The sequence below is a fragment of the Streptomyces sp. NPDC058864 genome (genome assembly GCF_042742985.1).
Taxonomy (GTDB): domain Bacteria; phylum Actinomycetota; class Actinomycetes; order Streptomycetales; family Streptomycetaceae; genus Actinacidiphila.
In genome coordinates this window covers 1-24896 of the sequence record NZ_JBHYMQ010000058.1, presented here as the reverse complement: position 1 = coordinate 24896, position 24896 = coordinate 1, and the positions used below count along the sequence as shown (strand labels likewise).

Annotated in this window: 18 protein-coding genes, 1 tRNA gene and 3 pseudogenes; 7 read left to right on the top strand and 15 right to left on the bottom strand. The window is 69.5% G+C overall.

The genetic code is table 11. From position 1 onward, the window contains the following. Positions 1 to 25: 25 nt before the first annotated feature. The 4 genes from ACFW3D_RS31850 to ACFW3D_RS31835 form a co-directional block, all read right to left on the bottom strand. On the bottom strand, positions 26 to 949 hold the full coding sequence (locus ACFW3D_RS31850; protein ID WP_500510082.1) for a carbohydrate ABC transporter permease: 924 nt from the start codon (positions 947 to 949) through the stop codon (positions 26 to 28). Between the two features lie 16 nt (positions 950 to 965). After that, entirely contained in the window at positions 966 to 1952 is a 987-nt protein-coding gene (locus ACFW3D_RS31845) for a carbohydrate ABC transporter permease (RefSeq protein ID WP_500510079.1), read from the bottom strand. 107 nt (positions 1953 to 2059) lie between these two features. Next, complete coding sequence (locus tag ACFW3D_RS31840) at positions 2060 to 3385, bottom strand: carbohydrate ABC transporter substrate-binding protein (protein ID WP_500510076.1); 1326 nt, start codon at positions 3383 to 3385, stop codon at positions 2060 to 2062. 265 nt (positions 3386 to 3650) lie between these two features. Beyond that, positions 3651 to 4673, bottom strand: coding sequence for a LacI family DNA-binding transcriptional regulator (locus ACFW3D_RS31835; protein WP_500510074.1), 1023 nt, complete (start codon positions 4671 to 4673; stop codon positions 3651 to 3653). Between the two features lie 50 nt (positions 4674 to 4723). Here ACFW3D_RS31835 and ACFW3D_RS31830 point away from each other — a divergent pair, with 50 nt between their 5' ends. Further along, positions 4724 to 6673 carry a glycoside hydrolase family 35 protein gene (locus ACFW3D_RS31830; protein WP_500510071.1) on the top strand — a complete coding sequence of 650 codons (1950 nt, stop codon included), beginning with the start codon at positions 4724 to 4726 and terminating at the stop codon, positions 6671 to 6673. Positions 6674 to 6847: 174 nt separating this feature from the next. Here the strand turns inward: ACFW3D_RS31830 and ACFW3D_RS31825 are convergent. From ACFW3D_RS31825 to ACFW3D_RS31795, 7 genes and pseudogenes are all read right to left on the bottom strand, one after another. After that, positions 6848 to 7667, bottom strand: a pseudogene (locus ACFW3D_RS31825) (IS5 family transposase); the annotation flags it as partial. A 54-nt stretch (positions 7668 to 7721) separates the two neighbouring features. Then, positions 7722 to 8306 carry a DinB family protein gene (locus ACFW3D_RS31820; RefSeq protein ID WP_500510068.1) on the bottom strand — a complete coding sequence of 195 codons (585 nt, stop codon included), beginning with the start codon at positions 8304 to 8306 and terminating at the stop codon, positions 7722 to 7724. A gap of 160 nt (positions 8307 to 8466) precedes the next feature. Continuing rightward, positions 8467 to 8739, bottom strand: coding sequence for a hypothetical protein (locus tag ACFW3D_RS31815; RefSeq protein ID WP_500510066.1), 273 nt, complete (start codon positions 8737 to 8739; stop codon positions 8467 to 8469). 461 nt (positions 8740 to 9200) lie between these two features. After that, a complete protein-coding gene (locus ACFW3D_RS31810) occupies positions 9201 to 10139 on the bottom strand; it encodes a PQQ-binding-like beta-propeller repeat protein (RefSeq protein ID WP_500510149.1) in 939 nt (312 codons plus the stop codon). Beyond that, a pseudogene (locus ACFW3D_RS31805) lies at positions 10125 to 10283 on the bottom strand (hypothetical protein); the annotation flags it as partial. The pseudogene ACFW3D_RS31805 and the gene ACFW3D_RS31810, both read right to left, overlap by 15 nt. A 432-nt stretch (positions 10284 to 10715) precedes the next feature. Next, positions 10716 to 11378 carry a Type 1 glutamine amidotransferase-like domain-containing protein gene (locus ACFW3D_RS31800; protein WP_500510063.1) on the bottom strand — a complete coding sequence of 221 codons (663 nt, stop codon included), beginning with the start codon at positions 11376 to 11378 and terminating at the stop codon, positions 10716 to 10718. A gap of 85 nt (positions 11379 to 11463) precedes the next feature. Then, complete coding sequence (locus ACFW3D_RS31795) at positions 11464 to 12471, bottom strand: helix-turn-helix transcriptional regulator (protein ID WP_500510060.1); 1008 nt, start codon at positions 12469 to 12471, stop codon at positions 11464 to 11466. A gap of 94 nt (positions 12472 to 12565) precedes the next feature. Here ACFW3D_RS31795 and ACFW3D_RS31790 point away from each other — a divergent pair, with 94 nt between their 5' ends. Further along, the gene (locus ACFW3D_RS31790) at positions 12566 to 12964 is read left to right on the top strand and encodes a VOC family protein (RefSeq protein ID WP_500510058.1); all 399 of its coding nucleotides are present in this window, start codon (positions 12566 to 12568) and stop codon (positions 12962 to 12964) included. Positions 12965 to 13858: 894 nt separating this feature from the next. On the opposite strand, the gene ACFW3D_RS31785 is transcribed toward ACFW3D_RS31790, so the two are convergent. From ACFW3D_RS31785 to ACFW3D_RS31775, 3 genes are all read right to left on the bottom strand, one after another. After that, positions 13859 to 14209 carry a hypothetical protein gene (locus tag ACFW3D_RS31785; RefSeq protein WP_500510056.1) on the bottom strand — a complete coding sequence of 117 codons (351 nt, stop codon included), beginning with the start codon at positions 14207 to 14209 and terminating at the stop codon, positions 13859 to 13861. Positions 14210 to 14405: 196 nt separating this feature from the next. Then, positions 14406 to 19052: a family 78 glycoside hydrolase catalytic domain gene (locus ACFW3D_RS31780; protein ID WP_500510054.1), complete on the bottom strand. Its 4647-nt coding sequence runs from the start codon at positions 19050 to 19052 to the stop codon at positions 14406 to 14408. A gap of 373 nt (positions 19053 to 19425) precedes the next feature. After that, a complete protein-coding gene (locus ACFW3D_RS31775) occupies positions 19426 to 20004 on the bottom strand; it encodes a restriction endonuclease (protein WP_500510051.1) in 579 nt (192 codons plus the stop codon). Between the two features lie 450 nt (positions 20005 to 20454). On the opposite strand from ACFW3D_RS31775, the gene ACFW3D_RS31770 reads away from it, so the two are divergent. Together ACFW3D_RS31770 and ACFW3D_RS31765 are read left to right on the top strand one after the other, a co-directional pair. Then, positions 20455 to 20823, top strand: a complete 369-nt coding sequence (locus ACFW3D_RS31770) for a hypothetical protein (RefSeq protein ID WP_500510048.1) — start codon at positions 20455 to 20457, stop codon at positions 20821 to 20823. Continuing rightward, a pseudogene (locus tag ACFW3D_RS31765) lies at positions 20820 to 21047 on the top strand (nucleotidyl transferase AbiEii/AbiGii toxin family protein); the annotation flags it as partial. The gene ACFW3D_RS31770 and the pseudogene ACFW3D_RS31765, both read left to right, overlap by 4 nt. Positions 21048 to 21211: 164 nt before the next feature. On the opposite strand, the gene ACFW3D_RS31760 reads toward ACFW3D_RS31765, so the two are convergent. Further along, positions 21212 to 22078, bottom strand: a complete 867-nt coding sequence (locus ACFW3D_RS31760) for a helix-turn-helix transcriptional regulator (protein ID WP_500510045.1) — start codon at positions 22076 to 22078, stop codon at positions 21212 to 21214. A gap of 426 nt (positions 22079 to 22504) precedes the next feature. Between ACFW3D_RS31760 and ACFW3D_RS31755 the strand changes: the two genes are divergently transcribed. The 3 genes from ACFW3D_RS31755 to ACFW3D_RS31745 all read left to right on the top strand — a co-directional run bounded on the left by ACFW3D_RS31755 (position 22505) and on the right by ACFW3D_RS31745 (position 24869). Continuing rightward, positions 22505 to 22978, top strand: coding sequence for a VOC family protein (locus tag ACFW3D_RS31755; protein ID WP_500510042.1), 474 nt, complete (start codon positions 22505 to 22507; stop codon positions 22976 to 22978). Between the two features lie 125 nt (positions 22979 to 23103). Then, a complete protein-coding gene (locus ACFW3D_RS31750; RefSeq protein WP_500510040.1) occupies positions 23104 to 24534 on the top strand; it encodes a dihydrolipoyl dehydrogenase family protein in 1431 nt (476 codons plus the stop codon). A 257-nt stretch (positions 24535 to 24791) separates the two neighbouring features. Then, positions 24792 to 24869: transfer RNA gene (locus ACFW3D_RS31745), tRNA-Met, on the top strand. The last annotated feature ends 27 nt before the right edge of the window (positions 24870 to 24896 follow it).

Below are 24896 nucleotides of genomic sequence, written 5' to 3'. Positions count from 1 at the left end.
TCCGACTTGGGTCCGCGCGGCGGGGTCAGCCCTTGACTCCACCGGACGCCATCCCCTCGATGAGCCGCTTCTGGATGAGCGCGTAGACGAGCAGCACGGGCACGATGACGATCACCATGCCTGCGTACAGACGGCCGTAGTCGGCCGCCGCCTTCTGTGCGGTGAACAGGTTGAGCAGGCCGACCTGGACGGTCTTGCCCTCGCCGGGCAGCAGGGTCAGCGAGATGATGAAGTCGTTCCAGTAGGCGAGGAAGTTGAAGAGGATCACGGTGGTCACCGCCGGGCGGGCCATCGGCAGCATGATGGTGGTCATGATCCGGAAGCGGGACGCCCCGTCCAGACCCGCCGCCTCCTCGTATTCCACCGGGATGGACCGGAAGTAGGCGGTCAGCAGGTAGACGGTGAACGGGATCGAGGTGGCCGCGTACACCAGCGACAGCACGGTGGGGTTGTCGAGGAAGAAGCCGTCCGGGAAGACGTCGACCAGCGCCTTGTCCCAGTCGACCAGCATCAGGAAGATCGGCACGACGATGTAGTTGACGTTCACGAACAGGCCTGCGAGCAGGGCCGTCTCGACGGCGCCCTTGCCGGGGAAGTCGTAGCGGGCGATGACGTAGGCGGCCGGCACCGACACCGCGAGCACGAGGACCAGGCCGAGCATGGTGACGAAGACCGAGGTCAGGAAGTACGAGCCGAGGTGGGCGTCGGTGAACGCGTCGGCGTAGTTCTGCCAGCGCAGGCCCTCCGGGAGGGTCCAGGGGCTGCCGAAGAATTCGCTCTTCGCCTTGAGCGAGGCCGTCAGCACCCAGGCGACCGGTACCGCGATCGCCAGCGCGAGGGCGATGACCAGGGTGTAGGTGAGCGCGCGGCCGGTGCGGGCGCGACCGGCGCCGGGACGGGCGGAGCCGGCGGAGGGCGTGTCGGGGCTCGGGGAGTCGATCATGGTCATGGTGTGGGGTCCGTCCTCAGAACTGGAGGGGCTCGCGCCGCGTCGCGCGGCTCACCAGCAGCGACACGAGGAACGAGAACGCGAAGACGACGACACCGATGGCCATGCCGTAGCCGTAGGACGAGTTGGTGTACGCCTGCTTGTACATGTAGCTGAGCAGCACCTCGGAGGAGCCGTCCGGACCGCCGCCGGTCATCGCGCGGACCAGCACGAAGCTGAGGTTGACGGCGCTCATCACGAAGAAGGTCAGCGAGGTCCGCAGGTTCTGCCAGATCAGCGGCAGGGTGAGGGAGAAGAACTGCCGTACGGCGGAGGCCCCGTCGATGGAGCTCGCCTCGTACAGCTCCTCGGGGATGCTCGCCATGGACGACATGTAGAGGACCATGTAGTAGCCCAGCGACTGCCAGACCATGGCCATCCCGACCGAGTAGAGCACCAGCTTCTGGTCGCCCAGCCAGACCTGCTGCCAGGTGTCCAGGGACACCGCCCGCAGGGTGCCGTTCAGCAGGCCGTTGTTCTGGTCGTAGACGGCGGAGAAGATCGCCGCGATCACGACCACGGAAAGGATGTTGGGGACGTAGAGGACGAACCGGAGGAGGTTGCTGCCACGCAGCTTCTGCCGGGTCATGATCGCGGCGAGGAACAGGGCCATGCCCATGGTCACCAGGGTCACCACGACCAGCAGGGTGACGGTGTTCTGGAAGGCCCGTACGAACTGCCGGTCGTCCAGCAGATGGCGGAAGTTGTCCAGCCCCACGAACTTCATGTCCGGGGAGAAGCCGCTCCAGGTGTAGAGCGACATCCGGAACACGTTCACGGTCGGGTAGACCATGAAGACCGCGAACAGGACCAGCGCGGGAAGCAGGCAGGCCAGCACGAAGCGGGTGTCGCCCCGCTTTCGGGGCCGGGCGGGGGCACCCGGCCGGGTGCGGCGGAAGGTCGTCCCGGTCTTCCGCACGGGGCGTGCCGCCGGTTCTTGGGGTTGGGTGGAGAGGGTCGTCACCGTGCCGGTCCTCCGGTCGTACGAAGTGGTGCTGGCGAACCCGGAGGTTCACCGGATGGGGAAGGCTCCGGCGGCGGCCCGGCCGGACCACGCCGCCGCCGGGCCGGTCAGTTGCCCGCCTGGCGCAGCTTCTCGCTGGCCTCGTCCAGCGCCGCCTGCCACTTGGCCTCGGTGGTGTCGCCGCTGATGATGCTGTTGGCGGTGTCGAACAGGGTCGACTTGATGTCGACACCCTCGACCGGGTTCGTCGAGGCGAAGCCGCCGACCAGCGCGGAGACCGACTTGTCGTCGTAGAGCGAGTAGAACTCGGTGCTCTCACCGGTCAGGCTGTCCGAGAGCCCCTTGACGGGCTGGATCGCGTTCGACTTGGCGAAGATCTTCGCGGCCTCGTCCGAGTACAGGAAGGCGATGAACTCCTGCGCCCCGTCCTTGTTCTTGGCGGCACTGGGCACCCAGACCGACTCGACCGAGGTGGTCAGGTAGCGGGTGTCGCCCTCGTTCACCGAGGGCAGCGGGGTCAGGCCCCACTCGAAGCCGTCCGAGCGGGGCGCGTCGGCCATCTCGCCGGTGATCCAGGTGCCGTTCGGCATGAACAGCGCCTTGTTGTCGAGGATCGACTGCTGGTTCTTGGTGAAGTCCTGCTCGTTGGCGTAGCCGACGGTGGACTTCCCGGCGTAGCCGAGCAGCCTGGTGGTGATGTCGAGGACCTTCTTGGCCTCCGCCGTCTTCCAGATGCCCTGCTTGTACGTCATGACGTCCTGGTAGAACCGCTCCCCGCCGACGTCGGCGAGCAGGGCGTAGAAGTACGAGTCGAGGTAGCCGGCGGTCGGATAGGTGAAGAGGGCGATGCCCTCCTTCTTCGCCTTGTCGCCGAGCTCGAACATCTCGTCCCAGGTGGCCGGGACGTCCCAGCCCTTCTCCTTGAACAGGCCCTTGTCGTAGAAGAGGCCGGTCGGGGAGTAGTACATCGGCATCAGGTACGTCTCGTCCGTGCCGTACGGGTTGGTGTTGAGGTTGCCGACGATGCCGTCGGTCAGCTTCTCGCCCACCGTCTGCTCCCCGCCGGGGACCTTGGTGTGCAGGACCGGGGTGAGGTCCTCGAGCGCCTTGTCCTTGATCAGGGTCTCGGTGAGACCGGCCTTGCGGCCCTGGCCGAGCACGACGACGTCCGGGTACTTGCCGGCCTTCATGTTCGGCGTGATCTCGTCCTCGATGCTCTTCGAGATCTGGAGCTGGACGTCGACGTCCGGGTGCGAGGACTCGTAGGCCTCGATGACCTGGTTGTACATGTCCTTGCCGTAGCCGCCCTCGAGAGCGGCGACCTTGAGGGTCGTCCTGCCCGAGCCGGAGTCCGGGTCACCGGCGGACGAGCAGCCGACGAGCAGCGAGAGCGCCATGACCGTGGTGCCGGCGAAGGCGAACGATCTCCTCATTTGGGGGTCCTTCCCATGGACGTACGCCCACCTGACTTGAGCGGCAGTGCGGGCCCGTCACGGACCCCGTCCGGGGCCCCTCCGTGTCGCGGGCACCACGCCACCGCACCCCGGATCCGGTGGACGTACGACCCGGCGTTGTTACGGTGGCACCGATAACATGCTGGGTACCATGGCATCGATCACATGACGGGCGCAAGGGGTTGGATGCCGTCGGATCAGCTCACGGCAAAAACATGGCTCTTGAGCGCCCCGCGGGCGCCCCTCACACGGCGCGAGGCGGCGCCGTGGAGGCCCGTACGGAGAGCGTGGGGGTACCCACGGTCTCCTCCGGACCCGTGTCCGCCTCCGCGTCCAGCAACAGCCGTACGGCCGCGGCGCCGTAGCCGAAGAAGTCCTGCCGTACGGCGGTCAGCGGCGGCGCGCAGAACGCGGCCAGGGCGATGTCGTCGACGCTCACGATGGACACGTCCTCCGGCACCGAACGGCCCCGCTCGCGCAGCGCCTTGATCACCCCGAAGGCCATCTCGTCGCTGGCCACGAAGACCGCCGTGACCTCCGGGATCATGGCGATGATCTGCCCCTGCCGGTAACCGGAGACGGGCGACCAGTCACCCTCCAGCGGCGGCGGAGCCTCGATCCCGGCCTGCTCCAGGCACTCCCGCCAGCCCTCCCGGCGCTGCCGGGCCTCGATCCACTCGTCCGGCCCGGAGACGTGCCAGACCTGACGGTGTCCCAGGTCGAGGAGGTGCCGGGTGGCGATCCGGCCGGCCTCGCGCTGGTCGATGCCGAGCACCCGGGCGCCCGCGGTCCGCGACCCGTCCAGGGTGACGGTCGGGATGTCCCGGGTGATCTCCTCCATCTTGCGGGTCACCGAGATCAGCGGCACCGCGATCACGAAGCCGTCGACGTTCTGGTCGGCGAGCTTGGCCAGGGAGCGCTCCATCAGGCCCACGTCCAGAGCGGAGATCGTCGCGATGCTCACCGCGTACCCGGCCTCGCCGGCCGCCGACTCCACACCGGCGGTCACCGCCGAGCGCGAGTAGTACCCGCCGGAGGCCAGCAGGACCAGGCCGATGGTGTGGCTGCGGCCCGAGGACAGGGTCCGCGCGGCGCTGTTGAAGCGGTAGCCGATCTGCTCCACGGCGGCCAGGACCCGCCGGGACGTCTCAGGGTTGACGTTCGGTGAGCCGCGCAGGACGCGGGAGACGGTCTGGGCCGAGACTCCGGCGACCCTGGCCACGTCGGCCATGCTCGGCTGCCGCGGCCGCGAGGCGTCCTCGTTCATGGTGTTCCCTCCCCCGATCGGTTCGGAGGACCTTAGCAGGCTTGTTACTGATGTCATCGATAACATACGCTCCCCTGGTGAACGAGTCGCCCACGACGAACATCGGCCCGCCGCGGCGCCCGGCCGAAGCCGCCGAGACCGCCCTCCCCGCGCCTTCGGGCGCGGCGGCGACGGCCGCCTCCCCCGCACTGCTCTCCTGGCGAGACGGGCGCCTGTACCGCGGCGGAATCCCCCACCGCATCCTGTCCGGGGCACTGCACTACTTCCGGGTCCACCCCGATCTCTGGCGCGACCGCGTCCGCCGGATCGCCGACCTCGGGCTGAACACCGTCGACACCTATGTCGCCTGGAACTTCCACCAGCCCCGGGAGGACCGCGCGCCGCGCTTCGACGGCTGGCGGGACCTGGAGCGGTTCATCCGCACGGTGGGAGAGGAAGGCCTGGACGTCGTGGTCCGGCCCGGTCCCTACATCTGCGCCGAGTGGTCCAACGGCGGCCTGCCCAGCTGGCTGACCGGACGGGACCTCGCGATCCGCAGCTCCGACCCGGAGTTCACCTCCGCCGTCGCCGACTGGTTCGGCGAACTGATCCCCCGCCTGGCCGCGTTGCAGGCGTCCCAGGGCGGACCGGTCGTCGCCGTCCAGGTGGAGAACGAGTTCGGCTCCTACGGCGACGACCACGCCTACCTGCGCTGGAACCGCCAGGCCCTCGCCGAACGGGGCATCACGGAACTGCTGTTCACCGCCGACGGCCCCACCGAACTGATGCTGGACGGCGGCACGCTGCCCGGCACCCTCACCGCCGCCACCCTGGGCTCCAAGCCGAAGGCGGCCCGCGAGCTGCTGGCCGGTCGCCGGCCACAGGAGCCCTTCGTCGTCGCGGAGTTCTGGAACGGCTGGTTCGACCACTGGGGCAAACGGCACCACGTCCGCAGTGTCGACAGCGCCGTCCACACCCTGAGCGGCATCCTCGACGACCACGGCAGCGTCAGCATCTACATGGCGCACGGCGGCACCAACTTCGGTCTGTGGGCCGGCGCCAACGAGACCGAGGGCCGCCTGGAGCCCATCGTCACCAGTTACGACTCCGACGCGCCGATCGCCGAGGACGGCCGCTTCACACCGAAGTTCCACGCGATGCGCGAGGTGCTGGGCGCGACGGGGCCGCTGCGCTCCCCCGAGCGGCTTCCCGTCCTCCCGCCGTCCCGGGTCGCGCTGGTCCGCCGGGCCGGCCTGCTCGACGGCCTCGACGCCGCGCTCCGAGCCGTACCGGTGGAGACCTCGGCCGCGCCGCGGCCCGCCACCTTCGAACGACTCGGCCTGGACGCGGGCCTGGTGCGCTGCACCGCCCGCCCGCGCATCCCCACCGGCGAACACCGGCTGGTCTTCACCGACGTCCGCGACCGCGCCCTGGTCTTCGCCGACGGCGTCTACCTCGGCATTGCCGACGCGGACTCCTCCGGGCTGAGGATCACCGGCACCGGGGAGACCGTCCGACTGGACGTCCTGGTCGAGAGCCTCGGCAGAGTCAACTACGGTCCGGGCGTGGGCCGTCCGAAGGGCCTGCTCGGTCCCGTCCTGGTCGACCGGCGCATGGTCCAGGGCTGGGAGAGCACGCCGGTGGCACTGCCCGAGTGGTCCGAGCGGGAGCTGTCGGCGGCGCTGGACGCGGGCGCCGGCCCGGTCACCCGTACGGATGCCGGCCCGGTCACCGGTACAAATTCCGGGTTCGCCGTCGCCGAGTTCCACGCCGACGCTCCCGCCGACACGTTCCTGGCGCTGCCGGGGTCGGTGCACGGACTGGTGTGGGTGAACGGCTTCCTGCTCGGCCGCCACTGGGACATCGGCCCACAGGTCACCCTGTACTGCCCGGCGCCGCTGCTGCACGCGGGCGTCAACACCGTCACCGTCCTCGAACTCGAGGGCCTCGGGGACACCCTGGAACTCCGGGACGAGCCCGAACTGGGCCCGGCGGAGGAGTACGTCGAAGAGTTCGACTGATCGGGCCGGGGCGCCTCCTCCGCTCCTCGTCCGCTCACCGGTGCCGGGTCTCCCACAAGAACCCGTCCCGGGCGGTGAACGTGCCGGCAGGAGAAGGGAGCTGCGCCAGACAGTGGCAGCCGGTGACGGCGGTGACGACGGCCTGCGCGGTGCAGGGTCTAAGAGGACGTCGCACGTGGCAGGTTTCGCGAGCTTCTTGTAGCAGGTCAGGGCAGGGGCAGCGGCCAGGCCGAGGAAGGCGAGGAAGTGCGAGCCCTATCGCTCGTATCGGACGGTCAGGCGGCGGTAGCCGAAGGGCCAAGCGATCGACCGCTCGATCTTCCAGCGGTGCCGACCGAGGCGTTCGCCGGACTCGATGCCCGGCCGCGCGATGCGCGCGACGAGCCCACGCTCGTGCAGCCAGATGAGGTGTTCGGCGGAGAAGTACGCCTTGTCCGCGCGCAGTTTGACGGGCTGGCGCCGCCGTGGTCCCCGGCGGGCCCGGACTGCGGGGATACCGAGGATGAGCGGCTTGAGGGCGAGACTTCGTGCATGTTCGCACCTGACACGGCGACGGCGACCGGGATGCCCTGAGCATCGGACAGCACGTGCAGCTTGCTGCCCTTCTTGCCGCGATCGACCGGGTTCGGCCCTGTCAGCGATCCCCCCTTTTGGCGCGATCGGAGGCAGCGTCGACGATCGCCGAGATCCAGTCCACTTCGCCCGGGACCCCAAGTTCGTCCAGCACCGCCCCATGCAGCCGACGCCACAGGCCGACCTCGGTCCGTGCCATGAAGCGGCGATGCGCGGTGGCGGAGGACGTGCCGAACGTCGGCGGCAGATGCCGCCAGGCACAGCCGCTGGTCAGCACGTACACCACTGCGGTGAACACGGCCCGCTGGTCGCGCGGAGCGGTCCCGCCACCGTGCGGTCGAGCCGCGAGCGACGGCAGTAACGGGGCGACGAGCCTCCAGAGCTCATCAGGAACCAGACGCTTCGACAGATCAGCACTCACGGCCGGCATCATGCCGCTCGAACATCAAGCGACAAGTCACGCGGGGGCAGCCTTCTATGCCTCGACTGATGCGGCCGATCTGGCGGCCTGCTCGATCTTCGCGCAGTAGGCGGTGCGGGCGTCCTCATCGATCTGCATCTCGTGTTCGGGCCGCATCCCGGTTCGGCCGTCCACGCCTTCGCGCAGGATGTCGGCGTGCCCGGCATGCCGGTTGGTCTCGCCAAGGACGTGGACCAGGATGGCGAACAGGTTCGTGTTGCGAAAAGGCTCCGGCCACCACGGCACGTGGCCCGGGGCATCGAGGGCAAGCTCGTCGATCGTCGCATCCGAGTGTTCCCACGTGCGCCGGTAGGACTCGATGATCTGATCGCGCGTCTCGTCCTCAGCCGCCCACAGATCGCTGCCGTCGTGGTCCTGCCACCGGGACAGCGGTTCTGGGGACGGCCTGTCGAAGACCTCGCCCAAGTACCTGGCCTCGACGCTGGCCACGTGTTTGACCAGGCCGAGGAGGTTGGTCCCGGTCACTGTCAAAGGTCGGCGGGCATCGTATTCGGACAGGCCGTCGAGCTTCCAGAGCAGCGCCTCGCGGTCCCGCCGCAGCCGCCCGTGCAGGGTGGCCTTCGCGAATTCATCGATCATGCGGCAAGAGCCTGCCATGGGCTACTCGTGGCCTCAAGATCCCGTACGTGGACAGCAACGACCGGCAGTGCTGAAGCCCGGCCATGGCCACTGTCCCGAGCCACTGAAGAAGCTCGCGGAACTTGCCACGTGACACAGCCTCCAAGACGCCGATCAGGTGTCACTCGTAGCCGAGAAATTCCTCGGAGTGGAGGCGCCAGCCGTCGTGCTGCTTGATCAGGACGAATGCGGTGCGCTCAAAAACGTCGTAGTACCCGGATTCCGGTTCGTGGCCATATGAGAACCACAGTGCCTCGATCCGCGCCGCCTGCGGGGTCTCGCTGACGACGGTCACCCGTTCCAGTCTGGTCACGCCGCCGGACCCATCGGTTTTGTCGCGGTTGTGCGCTCCCGCGTACTCGGCGCAGAAGTCGGCAGGGCTCTGATAGAGCATCTGAACCTCTCCAGTACATGTTGCGGCCGGTTTGTATGAGCAGACGGTAATGGGAAAGGCTCCGCCTGATTCTGACTCGGCTGCGGGTGCCGAGGCAGTTCGGCCGGCCGACGGCGGTGGCCGACCGCGGCCATGGACGGGCCGCCCGCAGGGACCCCAGTGCTGTCGACCGTGCACGGCCCGGGCGGCAAGCACCATGTCGGTCTGGCCGTCGGGCTGCCCAAGACGCAACACGCGTTGCGTCGACGGAGGTTACGACACGTACCTGGTTGGGAAATCCGGCATCCGGCCGGTGATCGCGCCTCGTGGTGTCGCACATGGCTCCGGCCTCGATGTGCATCGCCGGATGCCGGGCCAGGCCGCACGGTTTCGCGGGCCCAACCAGGGCGGGCAGGTCTGTGACCAGGTGGATGATCACGGGCCTGGACACACCGACCGGCGCAGTAGCTGTGGGCGCGCTGTCAGGTGTTCTCGCGCTGCAGCGCATACAGCGTGGCGCCGTTCTGGTCCTCCAGTGTCTGGCCGCCGGGGCCAGGTAACGGCCGGGCCAGGATGTAGAGCGTGCGGCCGACCGGGCAGGCCACGGCTTCGCCGTTGGCGGTGAGCAGGTGGCGCCAGCGAATGGTGCCGGAGGCGGGGTCGAGGAAGGTGAGCGTGCCCCGGTCGGTGTACTTCGTGGCGCGGGTGGCCACGCAGATCGTGCCGCCGGTCAGAACGGGGCCCTGTGAACTGACCTGGTTTCCCATGTCACGGGTCCAGCGGCGACGGCCGGTGGCGGCGTCGAAGACCTGGACGAGGTAGGAGCCGGTCACTTCGGGGAACTTCTTTCCCCCGGCCAGGACGCTGTCGCCGAAGACGAGGAGGGGGGTCCTCACCATGTCGATGTCGGTGTCCGCCTGCCAGCGCGCACGGCCGGTCGAGGCGTCGACGGCGACGAGGGTGCTGCGGTACTGGTCCCCGTACCGGCGGACCGCCGTGTACAACGTTCCACCTACCCGGCGCATGCTCAACTCGGTTCCGACCGGCAGATTTCCCACCCGCCGCACGGCCTTCCCCGAAACGGCGTCGAGCGTGATGAGCGCGTTGTGCCCCTGGTCGGCGCTACCGCTGCTCGGGCCGGCGGTGACGTGCAGCACGCGTCCGGCCAGAACCGGGGTTCCCAGGAAGCCTTCGGAAGGGAACCTCCAGCGCAGTACGCCGGTCGCCAGATCCAGCGCCCACGCCATCGACCCCTCACTGAACACCCCGGTGGTCAGGTACACCAGGCCGTTTCCCGTCACCAGCACCGACGGTCCCAACGTCATCCCGGGCAGCCCGGTACGCCACCTGGTCCTGCCCGACCCGGCGTCCAGCGCGTGCACGACGGTCTCCGAGGCCACGGAACGCTTTCCGGTCACCATGATCATGACGTCCCCGGCCGGCGCCGGGGCGTACAGGGTCAGACCGTCGAGTTCACGTTCCCACAGCACGCGTCCCGAGGACGTCTCCAGGCCGTTGACCACCGTCCGCCCGCCCGTGCGGACCCCGGTGCTACAGACGACGCCGGCGCCGAACGCCGGGACGGACTGGCTGTGTCAAGCCCCGACAGCGCCTGCCACCGCCCGCCGCCGCGGGACTGCTCGACCGCGGCCACCCCGCCGAAACCCGACACGTACAGGACCCCGGCGTGCGCGTTCAGCGCCGACGGATACAACCCGTCCAGCGGCTTGGACCACCCATGCTTCCACGGCCACTGCCTCCCGCCGCTGTCCAAGAGCCGCCAGATGCCCACCCCACCGGCCGCGGCAGCCAGGCCACCCGCGCCCACGACCATGAACCGCCGCCGCCCGGCGAACGGGCCCGACACCGGCCCGTCCGACCAACCATTTTCGCTCAACTGGTGTCATGACCACATGGGTTCGCGGGGGCCAGGCTTGCGCTCCGGCGGCCGTGCATCACGTCTTGGCGTCCTCCGCTACCGGCAGCTCGCCGGGTGGCTACGCCCCGAACTTCTTCCATTGCCCTTCGGAGACCACCTCGACGGAGCCGTCGACGACCTTGATGGCCGTCTGCTCGTCGATGGCGTAGGCCGGGCCGCCGATGTCGGCGGCCCACCGCTCCGCGTCGGCAAGGGTGTTGTGCGGGAAGGCATCCAGGTGCGGAAAGATCGAGAAGTCGACGACCCCCAGCGTGCGGTCGTCCGGCGCGGACGGCCACTCGACGAAGTACGATCCGATCCGGGGCGTCATCACCATGCTTCCGGCACTCACTCCCACCCAGACCGTGTCGGGCAGCGAAGGCAGCAGATCGGCCAGCCCGGACTCCCGCATCCAGTGGTACAGGTACGTCGCGTCGCCGCCGTCCACCAGGAGCACGTCGGCCTCCCGGATCCAGGGGACGTAGCGCTCCGCTCCGATGGTGGGCAGTGCGCTGAGCTCCAGGACACCGAGCGACGCCCAGCCCAGGCCTGACAGGTGCTGCCACCTGGGCTCGGCGGCCACGAAGCCCCGCACCGATGCCGGACCGCACATCGGGTGACCCCACTGGGCCGTCGGGACGCAGAGGGCGTGGCACTCGGCGATCGGCTTGCCGAGCAGCTGCACGAGCGCCGAGTGGATGCTCGGGTTCGTGACGCCGCCTGACGTGAGCAAGAGCTTCAAGGTGCCTCCAGATTCGGGCGGGCAAGGTGGTTGTCTCTGAAGACCCTCGATCGTGCCGGAACTCATCGCAGTTCGGGCAACCTCCTCAGAGGTTCCTCGGGTCGCCGGCTTGGTGGGCGTAGGACGCAAGGCGATCGGCAAGCGCGATGACGAGGTCGCGCAGTTCATCGGGGCGCTCGATGACGAACGGGCGGTCGAGTGAGGCGAGTACGGGAGGCAGCCAATCGAGCCGCTCCGCCCGCAGTTCCACGCGCAGCCAGCGCTCGGCTGTCTCGTCCTGGCCTGCCGCGGGCGCATGCTCCTCCACACTCGCGACGCCGGCGGGAAGGTGGGCGCGGATCTGCTCGACTGTCCCGTGGACCCGCAAGGTCACCTCATGCCGGTACTCGGCCGTGGCGAACCCCGACAACACGCGCTGTGCCGGTTCGGGACCCGCAGGCACATCGAAAGAGCCGGGCAGGGTCCTCGCGTCCGCGATGCGGTCGAGCCGGAAGGTCCGGTCCTCGCCGATCCGGGCGTCCAGGCCCGTGACGTACCACCGGCCCGAATGGGCGACGATCCCGTACGCGTGCAGCGTGCGTTCGCTGCGCCGGCCGTCGCGGTCGGTGTAGCGGATCGACAGCGGTCGGCGGTGGCGCACGGCATCGGCGATGGCGAGCAGGACCTCGGCGTCCGGAGTGGCGAACTCGCCGGGCTGATCCGTGAAGGCGAGGGCGTCCAGGAGGAGGTCGAGCCGACGGGCGACGTGTCCGGGGAGCACCCGCCGGATCTTCGCCGCGGCCGTCTCGTTCGCCGTGCGCTCCGTCGTCGTCAACCCTGTTCGGCGGCCCGCGACCAGGCCGAGCAGCACGGCCAGCGCCTCGTCGTCGCTGAGCATGAGCGGTGGCAGGCGGTACCCGGGGGCCAGTCGGTACCCGCCGTAACGGCCGCGCACCGATTCCACCGGCACGTCCAGGTCGATCAGCTGCTCGACATACCGCCGCACGGTGCGCCCTTCGACGCCGAGCCGGTCGGCGAGTTCGGCCGCCGTCCGGGTGCCGCCCGACTGCAGCAGCTCCAGGAGTGTCAGCACGCGAGCGGTGGGGCGAGGCATGCTGACAGCCTAACGCGAATACAGGACCGAATCTGTCCACTATTTCTCCTAGCCTGCGCAGTGCACGCCCTTCAGCACAGCCAAGGAGATCCCCATGGAGTTCGTCTCCATCCGCATCATCACCAGCGACGTCACGCGCCTCGTCGAGTTCTACGAGCAAGCCACAGGGGCACGGGCGACGTGGGCCACCGAGGACTTCGCCGAACTCAAGACCGCGGGCGCCACCCTCGCGATCGCCGGCACCCGCACCGTCCCGCTGTTCGCCGCGGGCTCTGCCCGCCCGGCGGACAACCACAGCGTGATCACCGAGTTCCTCGTCGACGACGTGGACCGCGTTCACCGGAACCTGAGCGACTTCGTGGACGACTTCGTCAACGAGCCGACCACGATGCCCTGGGGCAACCGGTCGCTCCTGTTCCGCGACCCCGACGGCAACCTCGTCAACTTCTTCACCCCCGTCACCCCGGCGGCCATCGAGAAGTTCGCACGCTGACGCCACGCACAACCGCTCACGCGGGAGCCCTGGGCTCCCAGGGCTCCCGGTGAACGCGGCTGCCAGTCCCGGAAGGCCGCCAGGCAGGGCGGTTGGTTCCCCGGGCGTTGTCACCGGCCTTGACGGGGGTGTCGAGGGCGTTGGCAGAGCAGTCCTGCAGGCGGCTGGATCGGGCTCGGAGCCGTCGCAGCCGTGAGGGCCCGGATGGCCGTGATGATGGCTGCGAGGGCCAGAGTGGTCGTTCGGGTACGCATGGTCCCGCCACCCCCATGAGCTTCGTGGTGACAGGCCGGAGGCCCCGGCCTGTTCACCGCGCTTTGGGACCTGTTCCGTCAGGTGGACCGCCGGTCGGCATCGGCCTGGGGAGTTGTCGCGTTGGCGCGCGCAGAGCGCCGGGCGGTCATGATCGCTGCTACGCCGCCACACATGCCGCCCAGTGCGGAGATCGCCCCTGTCACCGCCGTGAAGACCTCCGCGGTTGTGCTCTGATCGCTCGCGTTCGGCGGTGGAGTGCTGGCGGCAATCGTGCGCGGCGGCGAGGCCCCGGACGGCAGGGGCAGAGGAGGAGCGCCTTCGGAAGCGCTGGCGGAGGGCGGCGCCGACTGAGCGAACGACGGCGACGATGTGGGGGGAGCGCCGCCGCCACCACCGGGAGCGCCGGCGGAGGGTGGACGCGTCTGATCGGGCGACGAAGGCTGGGATGTACGGGGAGTGCTTCCGGGAGCACTGGGTGAGTCTGATCGTTGAGTGTGCAGCGTCAGCCCGAGCAGTACTCCTCCGAGAGCGAGGGCGCACACCGAGACGATCGCCAGGAGCAAGGAGCGCCGCTTGTCGGATCGTGGTGCGGCCATGCCCAGCCCCTAGCTAGGTGATCACTGCTCGGTGGTGATGATCTCAGTGTCCGAGGTCTCGCCGCAGGCCGCTCGTCGAGGTGGGCCCGCGGGGAGGGGCAACGGGCCCGAAACCCGAAACCGTGCAGGTGAAGGCCGGTGTCGAGGACGGTACTGGTTTCGGGTCGGGGTAAAACATCAGGCCCTTCCCGGAACCGGTTCGCGGGCCTCCGTCGCCGCCTTCGGAGATCGGCAGGGAGCGGATGAACTCGGTGCGCCGCCTGCACTCCGTGATCCCGGAGCGCAGGCCGTGCAGAACGGCCTCGAGGTCCTCGTCGTCGCGGGAGACGTGCCGGCTGCAGATGGGCTCGACCGAGTCGAGGTCGCGGGAGCCCTTCAGGTCGTACATCCTCATTTCCGCGCAGTCCCCTTCCTGAGCCCCTCTCGTGTGTCTCGTGACTGCGCCGCTCGGCAGCGGTCCGCCACGGCCCGGCCAACTCCTCAGGCAGCCCTTTCGACGGGGCCGAGAAAATCGCCCCCCCCGCCGGGAGGCGTGTGCCTGAGAACCCCGTCACAGGGGTCCTCAGGCACACGACGTGCTGCCCGCGGGATCAGTCGACCGGCACCACCCACACATCGGCGATCGAGGGGTCGTAGTCGGCGCCGGTGTCCTGGAAGCGGAGCCGCACCGTGCCGTCCGACGTGCCGGCGGACGGGTCGACCACGAACTGGTGGGTGATGGTGCCCTGGCCGCCCTCGCTTCGCCTCAGGTCGACGCTGTGCACCACCTTGCCGTCGACCTGGACGTCATAGGTCTTGCGCCGCGCACCGTCGAAGGTCTCGACGACGCGGACCACGAAACGGCCGCTGGAGGGTACGGCGGCATCGAACTCGAACCAGCCGCCCGGGTAGGAGGAGTGGGTGTAGCGCCGGGTCAGCCCAGCCTCGGTGTTCGTCCCCGAGTGCTCCGACGCCGTCAGGCGGTGGGCGGACTCCGACGGACCGTCACCGAGGTCGACGTGGTCGCTCGACTTCGCGGGCGGGGTGGGCAGCGAGACCGCGATCGCGCCGGTCGCCTGCTCCGCGGTCGTCGATCCGGTCGCCACGGTGACCGTGGCCTTCTGCTGGACGACGGTGAGCGGCACCGTGACGACGGCTTCGACCGTCGTCTCCTCCCCCGGGTCCAGCCGGTAGTCGACCGGGTTCGGTGTCGGCCAGCCGTCGGGGAGGGCCAGCGTGAGCTTGCCGGACTGCACCACGTCGGTGCGGTTGGTCAGCACGGCGGCGACGGTGGCCTCCTCCCCCGGACCTGCCGGGTCGGGCGTGGTGGACACCCCCTTGATGGCGACGCCCGGGGCGACGGGCAGGCCCGCCGACACCGGTAGCGTCGCCGTTCCTCCCGCGTACTGGTAGGACACCGAGCCGGTGAGGTCGGCCAAGGACGCCTGCGCGTCGGTCGCGACCGTGACGTCGTAGGCGTGCTCGAGCGTACTGCCCGCGCCCGCGGTGGACGCGTGCCGGCCCACGGACTTCACAGTCCAGCCGCTGGGTGCCCGCAGAGACGAATCGACGCCGGTCAGCGGCCGCCTGCCGGTGTTCTTCAACGCAACCTTCACGCGGACGACATCGCCCGGGAGCATCTCGCCGGACGGCACGTCCAGCGTGGCCACCGCGCCGACCAGGCGCGACGATGCCCGCGAGAGGGTCCGCTCGATGCCGCTCAGCGCATCACGCAGCGCCGCGGCGGCCGTCTTGTCGATCGCGCCCTGTTCGGCGTACGTCTGCGTCCATCGGTCGAGGTCCGCCGCGCCGGCGAGCGCACGGTGCACCGCGGCGGCGGTCAGCCGCTCGTCCGCGCCCTGGCTCTGCAGGCGCCACGCAGCCGCGAGCTCCGTCCGCATCAGCCCCGTGCGCACCTGCAGGTGACCCTTGGCGATCTTGCCGGGACCGCGCACCTGCAGCGCGTCGACATCGTCGGAGAACGACGCCGCCTGCGCCCGGGCCGCCCCGAGATCCCCGAGCACCGGGTCGACCGCGAACGCATAGTGCCCCGAGCCGACCTCCAGCACCACGTCCCCGTCGGCCTCCTTGACGAACGTCACGTCGTCGACCTCGCTGACCGGCGTACCGCCCTCGGTGACCGCCCAGCGGTTCGCCGCCGGGATGCGCACTTCGGCGGTGGTGTTCGCCGGCACGGTGACGTCGAGCTTCATCGACCCGGAGGTCGTGTCCCACGCGCTGCGCACCGTGCCGTACGGCGTCCGGTGGCTGAAGTCGACGTGGTCGATGCCCTCACCGGGCTCCGGGGCGATGAGCACCTTGTGGTAGCCCGGCTCGGCCGCCGAGACGCCTGCCATGGTGCGGTACATCCACTCGCCGACCGCGCCGTACGCGTAGTGGTTGAACGAGTTCATCCCCACGTCGTTGAAGGTGCCGTCGGGGTTGATGGAGTTCCACCGCTCCCAGACCGTGGTCGCGCCCTTCCCGATCTCGTAGCCCCAGGACGGGTAGTCCGTGTGCTGCAGCAGCCGGTAGGCGATGTCGGAGCGGCCGGCCTGCGTGAGGGCCGGCAGCAGTCCGTCGACGCCGAGGAAGCCGGTCGACAGGTGGTAGTCGCGGCGCTCGAGGGTCTTGACGAAGTTGGCGACGACCTTGTCGCGCCGGTCGGCGGGGGCGAGGTCGTTGGTCAGCGTCAGGATGTACGAGGTCTGGCTGTCGCCCTTCACCGTGCCGTCGGCGCCGATGAACGCCGCCTGGTACGCCGACCTGATCGCCTCGTATCGCTGCTGGTACGCCGTCGCGTCGCCGTCCCGGCCGACGGCGGCCGCCATCTGCGCGAACTCACGGGTGCTCTTGGCGACGAACGCGGTGTCGAGGACGTCGGCCGGGGTCGCGTCGTCGAGGTTGAGCCAGTCGAGATAGCCGCCGGCGGAGCGGATGTGGCCGGTGGAATCGGCGTCGAGGAAGTCGACGTACTTCTTCATCATGTCGTAGTTCTCGCGGATGACGTCGGTGTCTCCGTACGCCTGCCACACCGTCCACGGCACGTGCACGCCGGCATCCATCCAGCCGGCCGACTCGTAGCCGCCGTCGAAGCGGCCGGGGACGACGGGGGCGACGCCGGGCAGCGAGCCGTTGGGCCGCTGGGTGTCCCTCAGGTCCTGCAGCCACTTGGTCAGGAAGGACTGCGCGTCCATGTTGTAGACGGCGGTGCGGGCGAAGACGTCGATGTCGCCGGTCCAGCCCATCCGCTCGTCGCGCGCCGGGGTGTCCGTGGGGATCGACAGGAAGTTGCCGCGCATGCCCCAGACGATGTTGCTGTGCAGCTGGTCGACCAGGGCGGAGTTGGTGTCGAGGCTGCTGGTGAGGTCGCCGTCGGTGCCGACGACGACACCGACCAGGTCCTTGGCCGCGGGGGCCTCGTCGACGCCGGATATCTCGACGTATCGGAAGCCGTGGAAGGTGAACGACGGCTCGAAGGTCTCCGGCTGGTCGCCGGCGAAGGTGTAGTGGTCGGTCGCTTTCGCGGTGCGCAGGTTCGCGGTGTAGAGCGTGCCGTCGGGGTTGAGGACCTCGCCGTGCCGGATCGTCACCGTCCGGCCCGGCTGGCCCTTGAGGGTGAGGCGTACGTGGCCGACCATGTTCTGGCCGAGGTCGTAGAGGTAGGTGCCGGCGGTCGGCGAGGCGATCCGCTTCGCGGTCCTGAGCTCCTGGGTGACCCGTACGTCGACGGCGGTCTGCGGCTCGAGTACGTTCACCGGCTCGTCGCGGACGTCCGCCGCGGCCCAGTTCGCGTCGTCGAAGCCGGGCTTGTCCCAGCCGGCGACCTGCTTCGCCACCCGTGCGTCGAAGGACTCGCCGTCGAGCAGGTCGGCCTCGCGGGTCGGACCGGAGGCGGTGGTCCAGGTGCCGTCGGTACGGACGGTGGTACTGGTGCCGTCGGTGAAATCGACAAGCATCTCGGCGATCACCGAGTTGTCCTTGCCGTAGACGTCGGTGCCGAACATGGCGACCTTGCCGCTGTACCAGCCCGGTGCGACCTCGGCGCCCAGTACGTTGGCACCGGCGCGGACCTGCCGGGTGACGTCGTAGGTCTGGTAGTCGATGCGCTTGTCGTACGCCGTCCAGCCGGGAGCGAGTTCGGCGTTGCCCACCCGCGCACCATTGAGGCGCAGTTCGTACACGCCGCGTGCCGAGGCGTAGACGCGCGCCCGGGCTACCTTCTTGCCGCCGAGGTCGAACTCCTTGCGCAGCAGCGGGACGGGTTCGTCGCGGCGCAGCCATGCCTCGCCGCCCGCGCTGTCGACGCGCAGGCCGTCGGCGGTCACCGTGCCGGACGCGAAGGTGCGGTCGCCCGCCGGGAAGTCGGTGTCGACCAGGACGGTGCCGTCGGCGCCGGTGACCGTGACGTCGCGGACCAGACCGCGCTCCGCGCCGCTGGTGCGGAAGCCCATCGAGCCGGGGCCCGCGAACGTCGCATCGGTGCGCCGGTCCAGCTCCTTGCCGTCCACGGTGGTGGTGATCGTGTCGCCGTCGACGGCGATCGCGTAGTCGTGCGCGGTGGCGAAGTCGAACCCGGCCGGGAAGGGTGTCGCCTTGAGGACCGCGTAGTTGCTGTTGCGTTTGACGTGCGGGCGGAGCGCGTCCTCGGCGTCGCTGATCTGCCACATGTAGGCGTTCTCGGTGTCCTGGCCGCGGAAGTAGACGCCGAGCGCCCCGTTGATGTCGGAGGCCGTGAACTTGATCGTGTAGTCGGTCCACTTGGCACCCAGCGCCGGTGTGTCCGCACCTATCCACGAGGAGGTCCACGGCCGGTCGCCGAGAGCGGTGCCGAACGTGGCGGGCGCGCTCCACTTGGAGGCGACGCCCCGGTCGTCCCACACGCGGACGGACCAGACGTAGTCGGTCTGCGGCCGCAGCGCGGGGCCGCCGTAGCGGACGCCCACCGACTGACCGGAGGAGACCTTGCCGCTGTCCCAGACGTCGGGGTCGTCGAGGCGGTCGCTCGAAGAGGCGACGTGTATCTCGTACGCCCGCTGCGTGACACCACGGCGCTCGGAGGCGAGCTGCCAGCCGAGGGTGGGCGCCGTGGGCGGGATACCGGGCGGGTCGTCAAGGGCGTTGACCGTCAGATGGCTGACGCTCGTTGCGGCGGGTGCGGGGGCTGGGGCGGCGGGTGGACTCGCTGCCGTCGTCGTCGCGGTTGCCACCACGACGAAGACGGATGCAGCGAGCGCGGCGGCGAACTGCTGACGCACAGGCGCTCCTCACGAGGGGGACTGAAACGCTTCAATCACACTCTGGAGGCCATCGCACCACTCTGGCAACGAGCCGGACAGAACTGATGGAACAGATTCGAGAGATCAATGAAACGGTTTAAGTCGAGGCGGCATCGGACGCGGTTGGAGGTGGGTTGGCCCGAAGGCCCGGGCCACGAGCTCATCACCCACGCTGAGGCCGGTCCGCGAAGTCCTGCTGCCGGGAAGGCAGCCCGCCCCGTACGGCCTCGCCCGCGGGCGTCGAGGTGATCCTCGACGTGTCCGTTGTGCGGTGAGGTCGCGTCTCTCCTGAACTCGGCGCGCAGCAGCCGGCGTGCGGGCCGGCGCGCAGGCATCGACCGGCGGGCGATGATCAGTCAGGATCGGCGGACAGCCTGCGGTTGGTGCCGGAGCGGCTGATGTCCAGATCCAGTAGCGCCGTCAGCGGGGTTCCGTTGTTCCAGAACCCGAGCAGGTCGATGTCGATCAGGTGCAGCCGGTGCCGGCCGGCGAACTCGCGGGCAGGCTTGGTGAACACGCACGAGGCGACGAAGACCGGCACGTCGGCGCCGTGCTCGGCGCGAGCCGTGCCGTTGAACGTCTGGATATCGCGGCTGCCCACCGTGCGCGACCTGGCGTACCGCTTGCACTGGACGACGAACCGACGCCCGTCCGGCAGCAGCCCTGTGACGTCAGCACCCAGATCACCCGCACCACCGACCCGCTTCACCTCGGTGCACCCGTCCCGGCGACACAGCTCAGCGACGTACTCCTCGAACTCGCGGTCGCCCATCTTCCAGACCGCGTCCAACGTCCGGCGCGCCTGCCGCTTGGCGTCCTCGACCAGCCGGGCCCGCTCCGCCCCCGCCTCGCGCCTCCCGGCACGAACCAGGCCCACCGCCAGCAGCCCGACGCCGGCCACGGCCGGCACGATGAACAGCGCCATCCCCATGCCCCGGCTCCTCCCCAAAGCCCTGTCGATCCGGAAGCTCGGAGCTCAGCGGCGTTGCCTCTCGCCCCACCACGGCAGAATCGGGGGCGCTACAACCACGTACGCGCCATGCCGCCGTACCCCCTCGTACCCCGCAGCCCCACGATCCATCCCGCATCAGGCTACAGAAAGTAACCAACACTTGTGGCTGGACCCGGGAGAGGACCACGTTGCTGGCCAAAACCGCGTGCCGCCCCGCCGCCTCCCCCCTTCGGACGCAGAGCGCGCGCCCCCGCCCACCCAGCGGCCCCGCCACGTGGGTGAAGGGCCTGATCTGCCGGTGCTCGGTGCGGACACAAGCCTCGCGCGGCACGTGCCGGAGGACCTGCCCCGGATGCCCACGGCTGTGACGGCGAGAACGCAGTTCGGGCCTTCTCGCCGTTGTGTGGTCTCTGCGCTTCCGGAGGAAGGATGCTGAGAATCATGTCCGCGTCCTTCACGCCGAGCCCATTCGAGATGTTGCGCGAGCAGTACGCACAGCGGCTTCCCACGTCATTGGATGAGCTCGCCGGTCCGACGGCCGGCACAGTGGATCTGCCCTTGCACGTCGTCTGGTCCGGTCGGCGTTCGTACGGGCTCGGCCAGCCCCGCTCCAGAATGAGCCTGTACCGCACCGTACTCACGGAGGGGCAGCGACAGGACCTGATCATGTTCCTCGACCGCGGCCTGCTCATCGCCCAGTGGCCGGTGTTGCGGACGCTGATCAGCCGTCCCCTGCGCGACGCCTGGGAGAACCGCTTCCTCGAACTTCCCACGGGCAAGGCCACCGCCGCCGCGTGAACCTCTCCGAACCACATCGGCGCCTCCTGGCCGACGTCCTGGACATCGGAACGCCCTACCCCTTGGTGATCACCGGCGGGTACGCTGTCCAAGCCCACGGCCTGGTCGACCGTCTCTCCCAGGACCTCGACGTAGCCACCGAAAACCCGGCACCCATAGAAGAGATCGTCCGCGCCGTGAGCGACGGACTCACGGAGCGTGGCTGGCACGTCGAACAGATCGACATCCTCAGGACGTGGGCGCTGCAATGGGCCACCGACATCGGCACACGCCTACAAAGCGAAGAAGACCCCGACGACCTCTGAACAAACCCGCGGCCCGGCCCCGTAGCGGGTAGGGAGCTGAGCATGCGCCGCACCCTGCGACCTCAGGATCCGTCGGGCGGAACCTAGGTGTCCGGGTTGTCGATCCGGCCGGCGAGGGCGCGCAAGGCGGCGAAGGAGGGTGAGCCGGGTTCGGCGGTGCTCACGAACAGCCACTGGTCCGGGTCGCCCGGAAATATGAGCGTCTCGTAGTTCAGGGTGAATTCGCCGACAACGGGATGCCGGTAGTGCCTTGTGCCGTGGGAAAACGCCTCGACATCGTGCGCGGCCCACCATCGGCGAAAGTCCGCGTCCGCCACCGACAGTCCGTCGACCAGCTCGGTCAGTTGCGGATCGTTCGGGCGCCGGCCGGCATACAGGTGCAAACCTGTGACGACCATGCGGGCGGCCATGTCCCACTCGACAAATAGCTCACGCGCCACGGGGTCGAGAAACATAAAACGCGCCAAATTGCGCTCACAGATCGGCATGCTCTCGAAATCGGCGAATATCGCGCGCGCCATCGCATTGAGGGCGAGGACGTCCATCCGGCCGTCCAGGATCATGGCGGGAGTGTCCCGAAGAACCTCAAGCAGCGCGTACGCACCCGGACGCACCCGTCGCGGATGGAGGGGCCGGCTCACCGAGGCCACGGACTGTGGTCTGGCCAGCGCGAAGAGATGCGCACGCTCGACATCGTCCAGCCGCAGAGCGCGCGCCACGGCCTCCAGGACCGCTTCTGAGGCATTGGCCACCCGCCCGCGTTCCAGGCGGATGTAGTAGTCCGCGCTCAGTCCGGCCGAGAGGGCGACCTCCTCGCGGCGCAGTCCCGGAACACGGCGACTTGTTCCCGGTGTGACCCCGGCCTGTTCGGGAGTCACCCGGGCGCGGCGCGAACGCAGAAAGTCGCTCAGCTCCTTGTTGTCACCCGAAGCGGACGACGCCTTGGCCATAAGTTGAGGTTAGCCCGCGACGCGTCATTTCGGCAAGGCGGGCATCGGAATTACACGGCCCGTCGACCTGATAACGCGGATCAGAGCCATCGCGTTTCCTGCCGGTGATCCAGCGAATGACGTCCAAGGGCCGCATATTTTCGATATCCACGGCGACGCAAATGGCGTGCGCGCCCGGAATATCCGGAAAGTGGGCCGAGTCCGGGCCGCAGCACGACCAGACCCCGTCCGGCAGTCAGCGCCGCAAGGTGCCCGCGACGGTACTGCCGTCGCCCGGGCACCTCCCGGAGCTACGGCGCTGAGGGGGTCTGCCAGTACCTGGACCAGCGGGCCACGTCCAAAGCGGGCCTGCTGCACCGCTCCCGGACGCCTTTCCGGCTGCTTCTCTGGATTGCACGCCAGCGTCAAAGAAGCAAGGAAACCCCCATGAATCTGAAGCTCGAAATGATCGTGCTGCCCGTTTCCGACATCGACCGGGCCAAGGACTTCTACGAGAAGGCCGGATTCCGCCTGGACGTCGACTACACGGCCAGCGAGGACTTCCGGATCGTCCACCTCACACCGCCCGGCTCCGAGTGCTCGATCATCTTCGGCGAGGGGATGACCCCCATCGCACCCGGCTCGCTCCAGGGCCTGTATCTCATCGTCTCCGACATCGAGGAGGCCCACGCGGAGCTCACCGGACGCGGCATCGAAGTCAGCGAGATCTTCCACGACGCAGGCGGCCTCCTCTTCCACAGCCACGAGGACGGCGACGCCACCCACAGCAGCCCTGGTCAGGAGCGGCTGGCCGGCCTGCATCCCGAGCGGGCCTCCTACGGCTCCTTCCTCACCTTCAGCGACCCGGACGGCAACGGCTGGGTGCTCCAGGAGGTCTCGCAGCGCCTCCCCGGCCGCTGACAACCCCTCCCAGCCACCAGGGCGGCGGGTCACGGCAATCGCAGTCGGCAAAGGGCACCCCCGCTGAAATCTCCGACCATGTCACGCAAGCAATGAGGAACCGAACAGTGAGGAACACAGCAGCGATGAACGAGACCACCCGCACCTACGACGTGATCGTCATCGGCGGGGGGCCGGTCGGCGAGAACGTGGCCGAACGGGCCCGCGCCGCAGGGCTCACCACCGTGATCGTGGAGCGCGAACTCCTGGGCGGGGAGTGCTCGTTCTGGGCCTGCGACCCCAGCAAGGCCCTGCTGCGACCCGTGGTGGCACGTGCCGACGCGAGCCGGATACCCGGACTCGACCCGGCGGTCGCCGGCCCGCTGGACGTCGAGGCGGTCCTCGCACACCGCGACAAGATGTCCTCGTACTGGAAGGACGAGGACCAGGTCGACTGGCTGAACTCGGTCTCCGTCGACCTCGTACGCGGCCACGGCCGCCTCACCGGCCCCAAGCAGGTCGCCGTGCGGACCCCTGACGGCGGCACCGTCGCCCTGACCGCGCGGCACGCCGTCGCCGTCTCCACCGGCACCCGCGCCGCCCTGCCCCCCATCCCCGGACTCGACACCGTCCGCCCCTGGACCAGCCGCGAGGCCACCAGCGCCGACAAGGTGCCCGGCCGCCTCGCCGTCGTCGGAGGCGGTGTGGTCGCCGTCGAGATGGCCACCGCCTGGCAGGCCCTCGGCTCCCAGGTCACCATGCTCGTCCTCGAGAACGGACTCCTGCAGCGCATGGAGCCTTTCGCCGGCGAACTGGTCACCGACGGACTGCGCGAAGCGGGCGTCGACATCCGCTTCGACACCACCGTCACCTCCCTTGCCCGCGAAGGCGGCGAGGTGCGGATGACGCTCTCCGACGGCGGGCAGCTCGCCGCGGACGAGATCCTGCTGGCGACCGGCCGCGCCCCGCAGACCCGCGACGTCGGCCTGGAGACCGTCGGTCTCACCGCCGGCGACTGGCTGACCGTCGACGACACCTTCCGTGTCACCGGCGTCGACGGCGGCTGGCTGTACGCCGTGGGCGACGTCAACCGCCGCGCTCTGATGACGCATCAGGGCAAGTACCAGGCGCGGATCGCCGGCAGCGTCATCGGCGCGCGCGCCAAGCAAGAACCCGTCGACGACGCCCCCTGGGGCACGCATGTCGCCACCGCCGACCACGCGGCCGTCCCCCAGGTCGTCTTCACCACCCCCGAGGTCGCCTCCGTCGGTCTGACCAGCCGCGAGGCCGAGGGCAGCGGGCGCCGCATCGAGGTCGTCGACTACGACCTCGCGCACGTCGCCGGTGCCCACCAGTACGGCGAGGACTACCGCGGCCACGCCCGTATGCTCGTCGACACCGACCGCAACACGGTGGTGGGCGTCACCTTCGCCGGCCCCGGCGTCGGGGAACTGGTGCACTCGGCCACCATCGCGGTCGCCGGCGAGGTGCCCCTCGACCGGCTCTGGCACGCGGTCCCCGCCTTCCCCACCCTCGGCGAAGTCTGGCTGCGGCTGCTGGAAACCCATCGCGGCTGACCACGCCGGGCGTGACCCGGTCGTCCGCAGGTGAGACGCGATCCCCTGTCGCGAACGGCGTCGTAAGCGCCTTCGACGAGCGCCGCGTCATCTCCGGTGCGGCGACGAGTGGTTCGTCCCAACCGGCAACCGGCAACCGGCGCCCCGGCTCGGTGACGGACAGTGGCCCGCTTCAGATGACCGGATGCTGTCACCGGCGCGCCTTCGCGATAAATCCCTGCACGGTCGGCCCGAGGAACGTATGGTGGACGGACCGACGCGGGGTGGAGCAGCTCGGTAGCTCGCTGGGCTCATAACCCAGAGGTCGCGTGGTTCAAATCCCGCCCCCGCTACCAACATCCGGCCCCTGCCCGACGTCCCGT